Origin of the sequence: Shinella sp. H4-D48, assembly GCF_022637395.1 — a bacterium.
In the GTDB taxonomy this organism is placed as follows: Bacteria; Pseudomonadota; Alphaproteobacteria; order Rhizobiales; family Rhizobiaceae; genus Shinella; species Shinella sedimenti.
The window spans coordinates 1,447,178-1,461,922 of record NZ_CP093337.1 but is presented as its reverse complement, the minus strand read 5'-3'; the positions used below and the strand labels follow the sequence as shown (position 1 = coordinate 1,461,922).

Annotated in this window: 16 protein-coding genes; 2 read left to right on the top strand and 14 right to left on the bottom strand. The window is 63.4% G+C overall.

What is annotated here, in order from left to right:
- Positions 1-77 precede the first annotated feature (77 nt).
- Positions 78-512, top strand: coding sequence for a hemerythrin domain-containing protein (locus tag MNR02_RS07090; RefSeq protein WP_241948614.1), 435 nt, complete (start codon positions 78-80; stop codon positions 510-512).
- A 3-nt stretch (positions 513-515) separates the two neighbouring features.
- Here the strand turns inward: MNR02_RS07090 and MNR02_RS07085 are convergent, their stop codons facing one another.
- The 8 genes from MNR02_RS07085 to hemN form a co-directional block, all read right to left on the bottom strand.
- A complete protein-coding gene (locus MNR02_RS07085; RefSeq protein WP_241948613.1) occupies positions 516-1,145 on the bottom strand; it encodes a PAS domain-containing protein in 630 nt (209 codons plus the stop codon).
- Between the two features lie 322 nt (positions 1,146-1,467).
- A complete protein-coding gene (locus tag MNR02_RS07080; protein ID WP_241948835.1) occupies positions 1,468-2,397 on the bottom strand; it encodes a lipid A biosynthesis lauroyl acyltransferase in 930 nt (309 codons plus the stop codon).
- Positions 2,398-2,408: 11 nt separating this feature from the next.
- Positions 2,409-3,437, bottom strand: coding sequence for a zinc-binding dehydrogenase (locus tag MNR02_RS07075; RefSeq protein ID WP_241948612.1), 1,029 nt, complete (start codon positions 3,435-3,437; stop codon positions 2,409-2,411).
- A gap of 14 nt (positions 3,438-3,451) precedes the next feature.
- On the bottom strand, positions 3,452-4,738 hold the full coding sequence (locus MNR02_RS07070) for a beta-ketoacyl-ACP synthase (protein ID WP_241948611.1): 1,287 nt from the start codon (positions 4,736-4,738) through the stop codon (positions 3,452-3,454).
- Between the two features lie 10 nt (positions 4,739-4,748).
- Positions 4,749-5,948 carry a beta-ketoacyl-ACP synthase gene (locus MNR02_RS07065; protein ID WP_241598743.1) on the bottom strand — a complete coding sequence of 400 codons (1,200 nt, stop codon included), beginning with the start codon at positions 5,946-5,948 and terminating at the stop codon, positions 4,749-4,751.
- A 2-nt stretch (positions 5,949-5,950) separates the two neighbouring features.
- Positions 5,951-6,433, bottom strand: a complete 483-nt coding sequence (locus MNR02_RS07060; protein WP_241948610.1) for a 3-hydroxyacyl-ACP dehydratase FabZ family protein — start codon at positions 6,431-6,433, stop codon at positions 5,951-5,953.
- A 113-nt stretch (positions 6,434-6,546) separates the two neighbouring features.
- Positions 6,547-6,831, bottom strand: a complete 285-nt coding sequence (locus MNR02_RS07055; RefSeq protein WP_134650064.1) for an acyl carrier protein — start codon at positions 6,829-6,831, stop codon at positions 6,547-6,549.
- Between the two features lie 113 nt (positions 6,832-6,944).
- Positions 6,945-8,294, bottom strand: coding sequence for an oxygen-independent coproporphyrinogen III oxidase (gene hemN, locus MNR02_RS07050; protein ID WP_241948609.1), 1,350 nt, complete (start codon positions 8,292-8,294; stop codon positions 6,945-6,947).
- 207 nt (positions 8,295-8,501) lie between these two features.
- Here hemN and MNR02_RS07045 point away from each other — a divergent pair, with 207 nt between their 5' ends.
- Positions 8,502-9,227, top strand: a complete 726-nt coding sequence (locus tag MNR02_RS07045) for a Crp/Fnr family transcriptional regulator (RefSeq protein WP_241598730.1) — start codon at positions 8,502-8,504, stop codon at positions 9,225-9,227.
- 6 nt (positions 9,228-9,233) lie between these two features.
- On the opposite strand, the gene MNR02_RS07040 is transcribed toward MNR02_RS07045, so the two are convergent.
- The 6 genes from MNR02_RS07040 to MNR02_RS07015 form a co-directional block, all read right to left on the bottom strand.
- Positions 9,234-9,662, bottom strand: a complete 429-nt coding sequence (locus tag MNR02_RS07040) for a L,D-transpeptidase (RefSeq protein WP_241598728.1) — start codon at positions 9,660-9,662, stop codon at positions 9,234-9,236.
- 210 nt (positions 9,663-9,872) lie between these two features.
- Positions 9,873-10,853 carry an adenosylcobinamide-phosphate synthase CbiB gene (cbiB, locus tag MNR02_RS07035; protein ID WP_241948608.1) on the bottom strand — a complete coding sequence of 327 codons (981 nt, stop codon included), beginning with the start codon at positions 10,851-10,853 and terminating at the stop codon, positions 9,873-9,875.
- A gap of 3 nt (positions 10,854-10,856) precedes the next feature.
- The gene (gene cobD, locus MNR02_RS07030; protein ID WP_241948607.1) at positions 10,857-11,864 is read right to left on the bottom strand and encodes a threonine-phosphate decarboxylase CobD; all 1,008 of its coding nucleotides are present in this window, start codon (positions 11,862-11,864) and stop codon (positions 10,857-10,859) included.
- On the bottom strand, positions 11,861-13,168 hold the full coding sequence (locus tag MNR02_RS07025; protein WP_241948606.1) for a cobyrinate a,c-diamide synthase: 1,308 nt from the start codon (positions 13,166-13,168) through the stop codon (positions 11,861-11,863). Before MNR02_RS07025 ends, cobD begins: the two co-directional genes overlap by 4 nt.
- Entirely contained in the window at positions 13,165-14,007 is an 843-nt protein-coding gene (gene cobA, locus MNR02_RS07020) for a uroporphyrinogen-III C-methyltransferase (protein ID WP_241948605.1), read from the bottom strand. Before cobA ends, MNR02_RS07025 begins: the two co-directional genes overlap by 4 nt.
- Entirely contained in the window at positions 14,007-14,480 is a 474-nt protein-coding gene (locus tag MNR02_RS07015; protein ID WP_241948604.1) for a cobalamin biosynthesis protein, read from the bottom strand. Before MNR02_RS07015 ends, cobA begins: the two co-directional genes overlap by 1 nt.
- Between the last annotated feature and the right edge of the window lie 265 nt (positions 14,481-14,745).

Sequence of the window (14,745 nt, the reverse complement as noted above, 5' to 3'; positions counted from 1 at the left end):
CGCGCGGCATCCACCCAACGAGGACGCATGAGATGACGGACTACACTGGTATTGCCCGGCTGCTTTCGGACCGCCCGATGGACGCCGTTTCGCTCGACTGGTTGAAAAAAGCCCACGACGCGCAGCTCGCGCTGTGCGAGGCGCTGGAAGACATTGCCGACAGCCTGCCGGCCAACATCAACCGGCAGAAATGCATGTACGCCGCCAAATCATTGATTCCGCTGGTCAATGGCGTGCATCGCTATGAGGAGGAGACGCTGTTTCCCCTGCTGGAGAAACTGCGCGCACACGACGGCGAACTGACCGAAGCCATCGCCAGGCTGAAGTTCGAGCATGTCGAGGACGAGTGTTTTGCCGAGGAACTGACCGACACGTTAACGCGGCTCGGCAGCGGTGACGCCGGGGTCAACGCGGAAGCGGCGGGCTATATGCTGCGCGGCTTCTTCGAATCGATCCGGCGCCATATCGCCTTCGAGCAGCAGTTCATGCTGCGCGGGCCGCTCGCTTCATAGGGATCAAGCCGCCATCGGGTCGCGGGAGGATTCCTGGAAGTCCTGCAGAACGAGGATGGCGCCGATCACATCGCCCGCCGCCGATAGGCACGGCGTCATGCGGCAACGGGTGACGGCGCTGCCACGCCCGCTGGAGATATAGTCATATTCCACCAATTCACCGCCAAAACAGCGGTCGAGATGCCGCTTCACACGCGATTCGAAACGCTGAAGGCCGATGAATTCCACGATGTGACGCCCCACGAGATCGATCGGCTTCTCGCTGAAGCGGCTGGCATTGAGCGAGTTGGAATAGATGTAGCGGTAATCTGTGGTGATGACGGCGACGCGGTCCGGCAAGCTGTCGAGAATCGCCTCGTTCAGCAGGCCGTCTTCCGTGACGCGCGACACCGCGCTCGGGCGCACGACGTCTATCGCCGGAATGGAAAGCGGACCTTCCGCCTCTTGCGCACCGAAATACCTGTCGAGCAAAATCTTGAGAGTTTGTGCCTGCCGGAGCACGCAGGCCCTGTCGTCTGCATCCTCGCGCAGGAGATCCAGCACGAACTGGAACTGGCAGCGAAGGTCGCCGACATTCTGCGCCTCCTTCTGAAGCACGGCAGCAAGCGCCGGCTCTATTTCCCTATCCAGCATGGAAACGAGCTTCTCGTCTCCGGTCCTTACAGCATACTGTAGTTGCGAATACTTAAACCAAAACAACTCTACAAGAGCTTTCAATGCATGCTCCCCAAAATTGCTGAGAACTACAGCAATTACCCATCCACATTATTATACTATTGAGAACAGGATCCCTCTTTTGCCTGACACCTCCCTGAAATCGCTGTTCAAAGCGCTTACATTAGCAAAATGGTAACAGCGTCGGGAAAGATGTCAAACCCCAAATTTGACGAAAGTCGGATAAAACGGGATGAAGTACGTATGTAAAAGCAGAGCGCCAATAAAAGATAATAAGCCTTCAAGTAATAAGGCTGTGCTTGATATTCCAGCGGTCATGATACCAGAGCCATTGGCCCGGATACTCGCGCACCCACTGCTCCACCTTGTCGTTCAACATCTGCGCCGTCGCATCAACGTCGACCGCACCGTTCGGCTTGCGCGGAATGCTCATCGCCGGCTCGATCTCCAGACGGTAGCGATTGCCGGGAAGCCGGATGGAGCGCGCCGGGTAAACCTCGCAATTGAACTGGCGGACGAGCTTGGCGAGCAATGGGTTGGTCTGCACCGCGTGACCGAAGAATTGCGTCGGCAGACCCCGTGTGAATTTCTGGTCGACGAGCACGCCAACCGGCTGGCCGGCTTCCAGCTTGCGCGCCAGCGTGAAGGACGAACCGGAATGGGACGGCACCAGACCGCCCATGCGGGCACGGCGGAATTCGAAAACCTTGTCGGCGATATACGGGTTGTTCGGCGGACGGAACAGCACCGTAACGTCAAGCCCAAAGGCAGCGCCGGCGACCGGCAGCAGCTCGAAATTGCCGGTATGAGCGGTAAAGACGATGAAGGGGCGCGGATTGTCGCGCAGATCAAGAAAGATCGGAATGCCGGATACCTCGACACGTCCGGGCGTGCTGCGCGCCGGATCGAAATCGAACAGCTTGTCGAGGAAGACATATTCCGCTGCAAGACGGCCCATATTGCCCCAGGCATCGAGCGCAATCGCCTGGATGTCCTCATCCGTCTTTTCCGGAAAGGCGTTGCGCAGATTGGTCAGCGTCAGCCTGTGGCGCTTCGTCTTGGGACCAATCCAGCGCGCGACCCGGTCGGCGAAGTTGATCGCACCATCCGCCGGCAGCAGCTTCAGGAGGTTGAGCAGGCCGAAGGCGAACTGCGCCTCCAGCCATTGCTTCGTGTTCCTGAGCGCCAGAACAAGGCGTGTGATGATCATCTTCACGGCGATCAGTCCAGCTTGAGGACGATCTTGCCGAAGATCTGGCGCGATTCCATGCGCTCCAGCGCCGTTGCGATGCCGTCGAAGGTGACCTCCGTGTCGATGACCGGATGCACGATGCCGCGAGCCATCTTCTGCATGGCATCCGCCATGTTCTCCATGCGGCAGCCGAAGGAGCCGAGCAGCTTAAGCTGCTGCTGGAAGAGCATCATCAGGTTCATGTCGGTGGAAACGCCCGAGGTGGAGCCGCAGGTGACGAGGCGGCCGCCGCGCTTCATGCAGAGCATGGAGCCCGCCCAGGTGTCCTTGCCGACATGTTCGAAGACGACGTCGACACCCTTCTTCTTCGTCAGCTTGCGCACGACACCCTCGAAGCGGTCTTCGCGGTAATTGATGACGTGATCGGCACCCAGCGTCTTCGCCTTCTCGATCTTGTCGTTCGAGCCAACCGTGGTGATGACGGTGCAGCCGGTCTTCTTGGCAAGCTGGATCGCCGCCGTGCCGATGCCCGAGCCGCCGGCATGCACGAGGATCGTCTCACCGGGCTGGAGCTTGGCATTGTCGAACAGCATGTGTTCGACCGTACCGAAGGTGACGGGCGCAAGTGCGGCCGCGACCGCATCAATACCGGGCGGTGCCGGCACGAGCAGGCGAGCGGGAAGGTTCACCTTTTCCTGCGCGAAGCCGTCGAGATGGAAGCCATGCACGCCGCCGACATGTTCGCAGAGATTGTCGCGCTTCTCGCGGCAGGGCTTGCAGAGGCCGCAGGTGCGCGCGCCGTAGATGGAGACGAGCTGGCCGGGCAGCACACTGGAGACGCCCGGACCGAGCGTTTCGACGACGCCGGCGGCTTCCGCGCCGATGACCAGCGGCATCTTGCGCTTGGCAAACGCCATGCCGCGCCAGCCCCAGACATCGATATGGTTGAGGGCGACGGCCTTGACGCGCAGGGTCACCTCGCCGGGACCGGGCGCATCCGGTTCCGGGATGTCGGTGATTTCGAGCTTGCGGTCGTCGAGAAGCTGCAGGGCACGCATGGTCAATTTTCCTGTCAGGCCGGTTCGGCCGTCATCACGAGGCTGGCGTTCTGGCCGCCGAAGCCGAAGGAGTTGGAGAGAACCGCCGTAACTTGCGCATCGCGCTTCACGTTCGGCACGACATCCAGAAGGATCGTCGGGTCGGGGTTCGTGTAGTTGATGGTGGGCGGCAGCGTCCCGGTCAGCATGGTCTGGATCGAGAACACCGCCTCGACAGCGCCGGCCGCCGTCAGCGTGTGGCCGATCATCGACTTGTTGGATGAGACGGCAATACCCGCCAGCCGGTCGCCGAAGACCGTCGACATGGAGAGATACTCCATCTTGTCGTTTTCCGGCGTGGAGGTGCCATGGGCATTGATATAGCCGATACCGCTCTCGTCGATGCCTGCATCTTCCAGCGCCGCACGGATCGTCGCGATGGCGGGACCACCGTCCGGCGACGAGCGCGTGCGGTGGAAATGATCTGCCTTCTCGCCGCAGCCCTTGAGGATGCCGAGCACCTTGGCGCCGCGGGCAATGGCTGATTCCAGCGATTCCAGCACGAGCGTTGCGGCCCCTTCTGCGATGACGAAACCGTCGCGGTCCTTGCTGAACGGCTTGGAAGCCTTGGTCGGCGGGTCATTCTGCGTCGACAGCGCGGACAGAAGCGCAAAGCGGATGAGCGCCTCGGCGGTTACCGAGCCATCGGTGCCGACGGTCAGCGCGCGCTCCGTGCGGCCCTGACGGATCGCCTCGACGCCGAGCTGAATCGCGGTCGCGCCGGAAGCGCAGGCGGTCGAAAGCGTTACCGGCAGCCCGCGCGTGCCGTACCGGTCGGAAAGGCGCTCTGAGATCGAGCCGAAGGCCCACGCCTCGTGCAGCGCGGGGCTGGGATTGTCACGCAAGACGGACAGGAAGCGGTCATAGGCGTCGCCCGGGCGCTGCGAGGCCGGCGCACGGTCGGCGAGCGCAAAGCGGTCGCGCCAGTCGGGCTCGATCGGTGGAGCGGCCAGAAAGAGCGGGCCGCCGAAATCGCCGGAAAGGCCAGCTTGCGCCAGCGCCTCGTCCGTCGTTTCGCGAGCATAGGCATAGGAGCGCTCGACCGGGTTTTCGACAGGCACGTCGATGAAGTCGACCGTGCCGGAAATGCGGGTATTGAGCCCATCAACCGGGAAGCGGGTAATGGCGTGGATACCGGAAACGCCGCCGGTTAGCGCAGCCCAGTTGTCCGTGAGACCCTGCCCCAGCGAGGTGACGACGCCCATGCCTGTAACGGCGACAATGGGGCGACCGAGATGATCCCTGTAAGCGGCTTTCGTCATGGCCCTACCCTCACTTCTCTGCGGAAAGGATTGCGACGCCCTCGCCGCGCGAGTGCCCGACCGTCGTGACGACGGCAGTAGCGGCGGGTGCGCTCATGGCGGTCTCGGCGGTCGTGTCGAAGGGCGCGACCGTGATGCCGGCCCCGAGGGTCAGAGCGGCGAGCGCCAGCCCCAGCGGGAACTGCGCCTCGAGCGATTGCCCGATAACGCCGCTGTAACCGCGCACGGCACTGCCTTCGAAGCGGGCGCCGAGCCAGGCCTTTTCGCGGGCCGTAACGTCATGGGCACCTGAAGCGCCGGAGAAGACCACGGTCTCGCTCCCGGCCTTCGCGCCGTCGGCCAGTTGCTCAAGGCGTGCTTCCAGGCGGCCCGCGTCGCGCGAACCGCGGTCGCCGCCGATCGCGTCGATCGTCGCATAGATGCGCGCGCCACGCGCTTGCGCATGGGCGCGCGATTCCAGAATGAGGAAGGCTGCCGCCGAACCGGTGATGATACCGCCACCGGCTTTTTCGTCACGCGACCACAGGGGCGTCCAGCCGCCCGTCGCATGCGCGCCGATGGCTTCGTAAAGCAGGATGACGTCCTGCCGCTCGGCCACGAGCGCACTGCCGACCAAGGTATGCGTGGATTGGCCCGAGCGAATACGGTGGAAGGCCGTCTCGACGGCGCTGATACCGGCCGCCTCCTCGCCCATGAAGGTGCGCGAGGAGCCCGTGACCTTGTGCACGATGGAGATGTTGCCCGCGAGCAGGTTGGAAAGCTGCGCGAGGAAAAGCGTCGGCCGCAGCTCGGTCGTCAGCTTCTCGTTGAGCAGGTGTTCGCGGTCGTTGCGTTTCAGGCCTTCGTCGACGATGAGCGAATCGACCGTGATGTCGCGTTCGCCACCGCCGGCCGCCACGATCATGTCCATCGTGCCGCAGGCGTCCGCATCATCCTTGAAGCCGGCATCGTCAAGCGCAAGGCCAGCGGCAAAGACACCGAGGCGCTGCCAGTTTTCCATCTGGCGCTGATCGCCGCGCTTGGGGATCTGCTGGTTCCAGTCGATCTCCGGCATGGGATGGACGGGATAGGGCGAAAAACGCTCCGTCTCGATCTTCAGCCCGGGCGCCGCGGCCGCGCCGAGGATCTGCACATGCGCCTCGGCACCGACACCGTGACAGGTGACGATACCCACGCCGGTGATGACAACATCGTTGTTCGCCTTGGCCATACTCACTTCCCTTCAGCAGACGCTGCGAGCGCCTCCAACAAACCCACCTCTTCGGCGCGCCTGCGCACGATATCGGCAAGCGGCACCTCGGCAAACGGCATGGTGCGCAGCTTCAGCTGCGTGTCGCACACCTTCTTGCCTGCCGACGAAATCTTCGCCTTCGTCACGGCGTAACCGGATCCCTCATGCTCCAGCACGACCTCGATGTCGAGCATCGCATCGGGTTCGACGAAGGTCCGCATCTTCGCGCCGTCCACGCTCATCAGGAAGGGCATGGCAGCAAAGTTGGACGCGCCCAGCACAAGAAAGCCGGATGCCTGCGCCATGGTCTCGATGAGGAGCACGCCGGGAACAAGCGGCATGCCGGGGAAGTGGCCTTCAAAAACCGGACTCTTGGATGGAACGACGGAGCGCGCCTTCAGGGTACGGCGCTCGGCATCGACGGCTTCCACCCGGTCGATCATCTGGAAATATTCTAGCAGCATCGGATTAGCCTTTGCCGAAAATCGAAAGGCCTGCCGAAGACGGCAGGCCGATAGCCCTCTGCGCCGGGTTCGTCCGGAACATCACCGCCGCAAAGGCGGCCGGGCGGCGCATATCAGGCCTTGGCGGCCCGCAGTTCGTCGATCTTCGCGCAAAGGTTCTTCAGGACGAAGTACTCTTCCGTCGCAACCTTGCCTTCATTGACTTCCTGCGTCCACTGTTCCAGCGGGATCTTGATGCCGAATTCCTTGTCGATCGCAAAGACGATGTCGAGGAAATCGAGGCTGTCGATGCCGAGATCGTCGATCGTGTGGCTTTCCGGCGTGATCGTCTCGCGATCGATCTCGCTGGTTTCAGCAATGATGTCGGCAACCTTGTCGAATGTAGCAGTCACGCCCATACCTCATGAATCTATAGTCGGGCGATCCTATATGGAAAACCGACGCGATTGCCAATGGGGTTGATGAGGGACCTGCATTCCCCGCAAGGCTGTGTTGCGGCGGCAACAGCCCCTCACACGGCAATGGAGTGCCGTCCCCGGCCACTTGCAAGATGCGCATCGAAAACAGCTGCGACCGTGCGGGCAAAGGGCCGACCGGCCGGCGTCAGCACGAAGCGCTCGCCTTCAAGCGCCGCCAGCCCGTCGCGATCCGTCGCAACGAAACGGCCTGCCTCCCCGCGAATGACAGCGGAAAACGCCGGGTAGCGCTCCGCAAGATCGGCCAGCGAGAAGCCGAAATCGCACATGACGCGCTCGATGACCCAGGCGCGCGCGCGGTCCTCCGCGGTCAGTACGTAGCCGCGTACCACGGCAAGCCCGCCCTCCTCCACGCGACGCAGATATTCGCCCGTCGCCGGCATGTTCTGGATATAGCCCTGCGGCAGCTGGCCGATGGATGACGCGCCGAGCCCGATCAGTGCATCCGCCCGATCGTCCGTATAACCCTGGAAATTGCGACGCAGCGTGCCCTCCCGCGCGGACACGGCGAGCCGGTCGGCCGGAAGCGCGAAATGATCGATGCCGATCGCCTCGTATCCGGCGGAGACCAGCATCTGCGCCGCCATCGACATCTGGTCGAAGCGGGCAACGATGCCGGGCAGTGCGGCTTCGTCGATCATCGTCTGATGCTTCTTCATCCACGGCACATGCGCATAGCCGAACAGCGCGATGCGATCGGGCGCAAGCGAAATCACGGCCCGCACCGTCTCGGCCATGGTCTCCAGCGTCTGGTAAGGCAGGCCGTACAGGACGTCGCAGTTGACGGAGCGCACGCCGCGAGCCCGCGCAGCCTCCACGACGCCGCGCGTCTGCTCGAAAGTCTGGATGCGGTTGATCGCCTTCTGAACCTTGGGGTCGAAATCCTGGATGCCGAGGCTTGCGCGCGTCATGCCGATGGCGGCGAGTGCGTCGTGCCTCGCATCGTCGAGATCGTTCGGGTCCATCTCCACCGATATCTCGGCTTCCGGCGAGAAGGCGAAATGGCGTGTGAGGCAGTCTTTCAGCGCCATAAGGTCATCAGGCCGCAGCATGGTGGGCGAACCGCCACCAAAATGCAGCGCCGTCACGGGCGCCGCGCGCGAGATCCGCGCGCCGACGGTCGCAATCTCGGCATGCAGCCCTTTCAGATAAGCCTCCACCGGCTCGTAGCGCAGGGTATGCTTGGTGTGGCAGGCGCAGAACCAGCAGAGCCGGTCGCAATAGGGGATGTGGGCATAGAGCGACAGCCGATTGGCCGGCCCCAGCGCAGCGAGCCATTCTGCATAGGTATCCGGCTCAACGCTTTCATCGAAATGCGGTGCCGTTGGATAGCTCGTGTAGCGGGGAACCGGCGCGGAAAGGCGTTCTACGAGTGCATCCTGCATGATCATCTCCTTGATGATCACGCAAATAAACCCGAAACGGCCCGCGCCATTTGATTTTGATCAAGTGAAAAGCGGATTGGATGATCTAGGATTTGACAATAGTCAGAAAGCGCTATTTTGCCGCTGCGCGACACTCTTTATGTTGGCGGCACCTTGCGATAGCACGGCAGCGTTGTGCCGCCGGGCATCGGGCCAAAGGAAATTGACATGGAAGTTCGTCGCCAAGATATCCACAATTCCGATATCCCTGTCGTCTGCCGCGCCTGCGAGGCACGCCATGGCGGCGTTTGCGGCGTGCTGACGCCCGAGCAACTCTGCGAACTCAACAAGCACTCCTCCCGCCACCGCCTCGACAGCGGCGCCGAAGTGATCGGCCAGGGTGAGACGGTGGTGAACTATTCCAACATCATCCGGGGTGTGGTGAAGCTGACCAAGGTGATGGCGGATGGCCGCCAGCAGATCGTCGGCCTGCAATTCGCACCGGATTTCCTGGGCCGCCCCTTTATCGAAGAAAGCGCCATCACCGCCGAGGCCGCGACCGAAAGCGAAGTCTGCAATTTCCCGCGCAAGGTACTCGACCGCCTCGTCAAGAGAACGCCGGAGCTGGAGCACAAGCTGCACCGCCAGGCGCTCAAGGAGCTGGACGAGGCCCGCGACTGGATGCTGACACTCGGCCGCAAGACGGCGCAGGAAAAGGTCGCAAGCTTCCTCTATCTTATCGCCACCCATGTCGACCCGGAGAACATCGAGATCACCGTGTTCGACCTGCCGCTCTCGCGCGCCGACATCGCCGATTTCCTCGGCCTGACCATCGAGACCGTCAGCCGCCAGTTCACCAAGCTGCGCAAGGAAAACGTCATCCGCATCGAGAACAACCGCCATGTCAGCGTGCCCGACATGGAGCGCCTCATGCGCTATGCCGGCAATGACTGACGGGGCCTAACGCGTGATGACGATTCGGGTGTTCGGCAATCCGTGGCGGTTTGCCAGCTGGTAGAACGTCGCTGCATCGTTCGGGGAAAGCCGCACGCAGCCATGTGATGCCGGGCGGCCGAGACGCCGCGTCTCATAGGTCGCATGCACGGCATAGCCGCCCTTGAAGAAGATCGCATAGGGCATCGGCGCGTTGTTATATTTGCGCGAACGGTGGTTGCGTGACGCCCATTTGGCCGACCAGCTGCCCGTCGGTGTCGTATAGCCCTTGCGCCCCGTCGAAACACGCCAGCGATGCTTCACGACACCGTTCTGAGTAACGGTCATGGTCTGCGAAGAAAGATTGACCTGCGCCACCAGATTGGCAGCAAGCACCGTCTCGGTCTGGAAAAGCACAAGAAGAAATGCGACGGCAGTCGCAAGCACACTACGCATGATTTCCCTCTCTATCAATTTTTCGAAATGCTGAACACCATGTCCCTCGATGGCACAGAATATAGACGTTTTGTCCTTCCGCAATATTGATGGGGACAGCGAAAATAAAACGAAGTTAAGGTGTAAAATTTTAACGAATACCAGCGACCAGGCGAAGGAACGAGCAGAGCACCAGTGAGCTACAGACTTCGTGCGTTACGTTCCTGGTGCTCAGAACACAGTCGAGCAGAGCGCCAAAACAAGTGCCGTTACAGACAGCACAGCGCAGGCCGCCGAGAAGATGTGCAGGGCCAGATCCATGTCGGCGGGGGTGGCGGTGGTGCGGCCGCTGGCGTTCATCATGGGTTCGTCGACACGCTGGCCGCCATAGATGCGGGGGCCGGCAAGGCCGATGCCGAGCGCACCGGCCATGGCCGCTTCCGGCCAGCCGGAATTGGGCGAACGATGCAGGCCGGCGTCCCGCAGGGCCGTGCCGACGGCAAGGCGCGCTGAGGCCCTGCCCTTCGCCAGCCAAGCACCGGCAGCGATGAAGGGCGCAGAAAGCCGCGCCGCTGGCCAGTTGGCGAGATCGTCCAGCCGGGCGGCGGCCCAACCGAATTCGAGATATTTCGCGTTCTTGTGGCCGATCATGGAATCGGCCGTGTTCAGCATCTTGTAGGCAAACAGTCCCGGCAGGCCGAACAGCACATACCAGAAGGCGGGCGCGACAACGCCGTCAGAGAAGTTCTCCGCAAGGCTTTCGATGCCGGCGCGGCAAACGGCGGGCTCATCGAGCGTCGCCGGATCGCGGCCGACAATCATCGACACCGCACGCCGCCCGCCTTCAAGGCCGCCCTGCTTCAAGCCTTCAGACACGGCGCGTACATGATCCAGCAGGCTTTTCTGGGCGAGGAATATCGCGACAACGACAACCTCCGCCAACAAACCGAAAGGCCCGATCGCGGCGAGAAGACGATGTATGACGAAACCGAGCAGGACGCTTGCCGCGAGCAGGACGGCGATGCAGGCGGCACCGTTGAAACGCCGGGTTTCGGCGGAGAGACGTTTGCCGTTGAACAGCCGGTCCATCAAGCCGATCGCCTGACCGAACAGCACAACCGGATGCGGCACGCGCCGCCAGATCGCATCGGGATCGCCGACCAGTCGATCCAATATGAGCGCGAAGAAGAGGATGAAGAGTGTCTGCGTCATCGCTCAGCCCGCAAAATCGCGAAGGGCCGCCGCCAGACGGGCGTCGGAGGCGGCATCCGCCGCGAGGCCGAAGCGCAGCCAGCGCGGTTGATAGTCGAAGGGACGCACGAGAATATGGTAGCGGCAGAGATGCAGATGCAGGTCCGTGGCCGCGGCATGTTCGACAAGCGAAAACAGGTCGGTGCCACCCGTTACGCTCAATCCGGCTCCGGCAAGCACCTGATCGAGGCACGCCTTGCGCTGTCGTAGGCCATGCCGGATAGGCATCGTGTCGGATGCCATCAGCGTCGTCGCGATGGTCAAGGCCGGACCCGACACGGCCCAGGGGCCGAGCCCATCGGCAAGCGTCTCCAGGATGGTGGATGGGCCGACGACGAAACCGAGGCGGAGGCCGGCGAGCCCGAAGAATTTTCCGAACGAGCGGAAGACGAGAAGACCGGGCCGGTCATCGCCCGCTAGCGGTGCGATGCAGTCATCCGGACGCATGTCGCCAAAGGCCTCGTCGACGAGCAACAATCCGCCCGACGCCTCGACTCGGCGATGGAGATTCAGAAGAGTTTCGCGCGGAAAAAAGTGACCATCGGGATTGTTCGGATTGACGACGACGACGAGGCCGTGCCCTTCCGTCACCGCATCGAGCCCACTTACACGGTCGACGGCAATGTCGGCATTGCCGAGCACACGCGCATATTCGCCATAGGTTGGCGACAGGACGGCGGCGCGACGGCCCGCCGGCACGAGATGCGGCAGAAGCTGGATGACCGATTGCGTGCCGGGCACGGGCAGCGGCAGCACGTGCGGCGTGCGATAATAGCGGGCGGCAGCGGCGCGGGCGGCGTCCTGCCGATGCCGATCCGGCAGACGATGCCAGGCCGCGCCATCGATCTGCGGAACGGCGACGGGGTTCGGATTGATGCCAGTGGAGAGATCGAGCCAGTCTTCCGGCTTCCCGCCAAAGCGCGCGGCCGCCGCAGCAATACCACCGCCATGAATGATGGGCGGGGCGGTCATGCCGCCCCCGCGGCGAGATCGATGAGATGCATGTAAGAGCCGCTCACATTGTCGCGGCGAAGGCCGGCATGACCCAGGTCCTCGCCGATGGCGTCAGTGACGGTGAAAAGCCGGTCCGCATCGCCCTCGTGAAGCACGGTCGAATAGTGGAATTCGTGCGCCGTCATCGGGCCGGCAAAACCGGCGCCCGCCAACGGGGTCACACGGCGATAACCGAGATGGCGGCGACGCTCTGCAAAGCTGGTGACGAGCGGCAGAAGCCCGAGCATGTTGTGCCTGGTACCATCCGCAGCGACGATCCCTTCTCCCAGAACCATATAGCCTCCGCATTCGCCATAGATGCGCGCTCCCCGGCGCGCTGCCGCCTGCATGCCTAGGCGGAATTGGGCGGCATTGGCAAGGGCATCGGCGTGGAGTTCAGGATAGCCGCCGGGAATATAGACGGCATCGGCGTCTGCCGCAGGAGCTTCATCGGCAAGCGGAGAAAAGAAGGACAAGGTCGCGCCCGCTGCGCGCCATCCGGCCAGCAGATGCTCGTAGGAAAAGGCAAAGGCCCGGTCGCGTGCCACGGCGATATACGCGCCGAGAGGTGGCAGCCGTGAGACAGCGGGAGCGGCTGACGGCGCGCTTCGTGTCTCCGCCACGGCGGCAAGACGCTGGAGATCGCAGCTGCGACGAACGACCGCCGCCGCATGGGCGATGAAGTCCTCCAGTGCCGCATGCTCACCGGCCTGCACGAGGCCGAGATGGCGTTCCGGCAGGGCAAGTGCGGGATCACGGCCGAGAACGCCGAAGATTTCGACCCCGCCCGCCTCCAGCGCGCCGCGCAGCATCGCCTCGTGCTTGGGGCTGCCCACCTTGTTGAGGATGACACCGGCGACACGGATATCATTGCGGTAGCATCGGTAGCCCTGCACCAGGGCAGCCACGGATTGCGACATGCGGCTGCAATCGACAACAAGCACCACGGGCAGATCCAGCATGGCGGCCAGATCGGCCGGCGTGCCGGTGCCATCCATGGCGCCATCGAACAGGCCCATCATCGCCTCGACGAGCAGGAAGCCGCCCTCGCCGGCCTGAAGCGCGGCATTGGCGCGGATGAGATCCGGTCGCATCGCCCAGGGATCATAGTTGAAGCAGGGTTTCCCGCTGGCGGAAGCATGAAAGGCCGGATCGATGTAATCCGGTCCAGCCTTGCCCGAGACCAGGTCGAGGCCGGCATCGGCGAAGGCCCGCGCCAGCCCCAGCGTCACCGTCGTCTTACCGGAGCCGGAGGCAGGCGCTGCAATGAGTAACCCGCTCATGCGGGGTTCTTCAGGGCGCCCGGGCCAAACGGGTCGGGTGCGAGCCTGCGGCCCGTCGTGAGTGCGCCGAGCCAGTCGAGCGAAGCGCGCAGGCGCACGACCTCGCCGACGACGACGATCGCGGGCGGCTCGATGCCGGCGGCCGCCATATCCGCTTCGGCACGGGCAAGCGTGGTTTCCAGCACGGTCTGTTCGGGGGTCGCGGCATTGCAGACGAAGGCGACAGGCTCGTCCGGCACGCGGCCGGCGGCAATAAGATTGGCGGTGATCTGGCCGATATGCTTCATGGCCATATACATGACGATAACCGGCGAGCCCTTGGCGATACCTTCCCAGTTGATGCGATCGGGAACGAGGCCGGAGGAATCGTGCCCGGTCAGAAAGGTGACGGCGTGGTTGACCTCGCGATGCGTGACCGGAATGCCGGCATAGGCAAGCCCGCCGATACCGGCAGTGATACCCGGCACGATGCGGAAGGGAATGCCGTGCTCGATGAGCGTGAGCGCTTCCTCGCCGCCACGGCCGAAGACAAAGGGATCGCCCCCCTTCAGCCGCAACACGCGCTTGCCAGCCCGCGCCAGTTCGACCAGCCTGAGCGAGATATCGCGCTGTTTGTGCGAGGGTTTGCCGCCGCGCTTGCCGGCGAATTCCAGCATCGCGCCCGGCCGGGCAAGCGACAGGCATTCGGCATTGACGAGCGCGTCATGCACGATGACATCGGCCTGCTGGAGCGCGTTGGCAGCATGCAGCGTGAGAAGCCCGGGATCGCCGGGCCCCGCACCGACAAGCCAGACGCTGCCTTTTTCGATGACCGGAAGAGCGGAGAACAGGGCGTTCATCACACGCGCTCCCTTGAATCGATATGCGAAGAGGCCGAATCGGTTTGCGAGGAAAGCGCCGCAAACGATTGAGATGATTCGGCGATGGCAACGGTCGCATGGGCGGATTTCGTCTTTCCGCGCACGAGCCGCGCCTTCTCACCCGCCTGCGCCAAGGCGGCGGCCTCCGCCACGCCATGGCAGCCGGTATGGGCAAAGACGATATCGGACGGATTGGCAAGGCGCGGCGTCTCGGCTTCGAGGCGCGCGGCGGTAAAGGTCACGAGCGGGACGCCGTAATGGCGGGCAACGGCCTGCATGGCCGGCTCCTCTGCCCGCACATCCAGCGTGGCGACGAAGGCGATATCGCCCGGGCGATCGACGACGGACAGGGCAAGCGCGACCAGTTCCTCCGGCGGCGTGCCGCGTTCGCAGCCAAGGCCAAGGACAAGCCTTCGTCGTCCGGTGTCTGGGGATAGGGCCGCAGCGCGCATGGCAGTCTCTCGCAAAATTCCGCGCGAAAGGGCCCGGCTTCGCCGTCTTCCGACAGTTCCGGCTATGGCCCCGTATGGGTCGCCGCACCGGACACCGCTCGGCCCGCCTGGCGGGCACCGTCGCTGCCTCCTTAGTACCGGAGGGGGCAAGGCCGGTCAAACCGGATTGCGGCATGCAAGGCGCAGGTTGCGGCAGAGCGCGGAGGCATAGCGTCGGCATGCTTTGCTTTTCGGCCCCCAGTCTGACAGAAGGTCACGCGACGCC

What these genes read in the sequence shown, in the direction of transcription:
- MNR02_RS07025 (WP_241948606.1), bottom strand. Translation starts at nt 13,168, where the DNA reads ATGAGCGGGTTACTCATTGCAGCGCCTGCCTCCGGCTCCGGTAAGACG.
- cobA (WP_241948605.1), bottom strand. Translation starts at nt 14,007, where the DNA reads ATGAACGCCCTGTTCTCCGCTCTTCCGGTCATCGAAAAAGGCAGCGTC.
- MNR02_RS07065 (WP_241598743.1), bottom strand. Translation starts at nt 5,948, where the DNA reads ATGGCCAAGGCGAACAACGATGTTGTCATCACCGGCGTGGGTATCGTC.
- MNR02_RS07045 (WP_241598730.1), top strand. Translation starts at nt 8,502, where the DNA reads ATGGAAGTTCGTCGCCAAGATATCCACAATTCCGATATCCCTGTCGTC.
- MNR02_RS07090 (WP_241948614.1), top strand. Translation starts at nt 78, where the DNA reads ATGGACGCCGTTTCGCTCGACTGGTTGAAAAAAGCCCACGACGCGCAG.
- MNR02_RS07075 (WP_241948612.1), bottom strand. Translation starts at nt 3,437, where the DNA reads ATGCGTGCCCTGCAGCTTCTCGACGACCGCAAGCTCGAAATCACCGAC.
- hemN (WP_241948609.1), bottom strand. Translation starts at nt 8,294, where the DNA reads ATGCAGGATGCACTCGTAGAACGCCTTTCCGCGCCGGTTCCCCGCTAC.
- MNR02_RS07060 (WP_241948610.1), bottom strand. Translation starts at nt 6,433, where the DNA reads ATGCTGCTAGAATATTTCCAGATGATCGACCGGGTGGAAGCCGTCGAT.
- MNR02_RS07055 (WP_134650064.1), bottom strand. Translation starts at nt 6,831, where the DNA reads ATGGGCGTGACTGCTACATTCGACAAGGTTGCCGACATCATTGCTGAA.
- MNR02_RS07040 (WP_241598728.1), bottom strand. Translation starts at nt 9,662, where the DNA reads ATGCGTAGTGTGCTTGCGACTGCCGTCGCATTTCTTCTTGTGCTTTTC.
- MNR02_RS07015 (WP_241948604.1), bottom strand. Translation starts at nt 14,480, where the DNA reads ATGCGCGCTGCGGCCCTATCCCCAGACACCGGACGACGAAGGCTTGTC.
- cobD (WP_241948607.1), bottom strand. Translation starts at nt 11,864, where the DNA reads ATGACCGCCCCGCCCATCATTCATGGCGGTGGTATTGCTGCGGCGGCC.
- MNR02_RS07080 (WP_241948835.1), bottom strand. Translation starts at nt 2,397, where the DNA reads ATGATCATCACACGCCTTGTTCTGGCGCTCAGGAACACGAAGCAATGG.
- cbiB (WP_241948608.1), bottom strand. Translation starts at nt 10,853, where the DNA reads ATGACGCAGACACTCTTCATCCTCTTCTTCGCGCTCATATTGGATCGA.
- MNR02_RS07070 (WP_241948611.1), bottom strand. Translation starts at nt 4,738, where the DNA reads ATGACGAAAGCCGCTTACAGGGATCATCTCGGTCGCCCCATTGTCGCC.
- MNR02_RS07085 (WP_241948613.1), bottom strand. Translation starts at nt 1,145, where the DNA reads ATGCTGGATAGGGAAATAGAGCCGGCGCTTGCTGCCGTGCTTCAGAAG.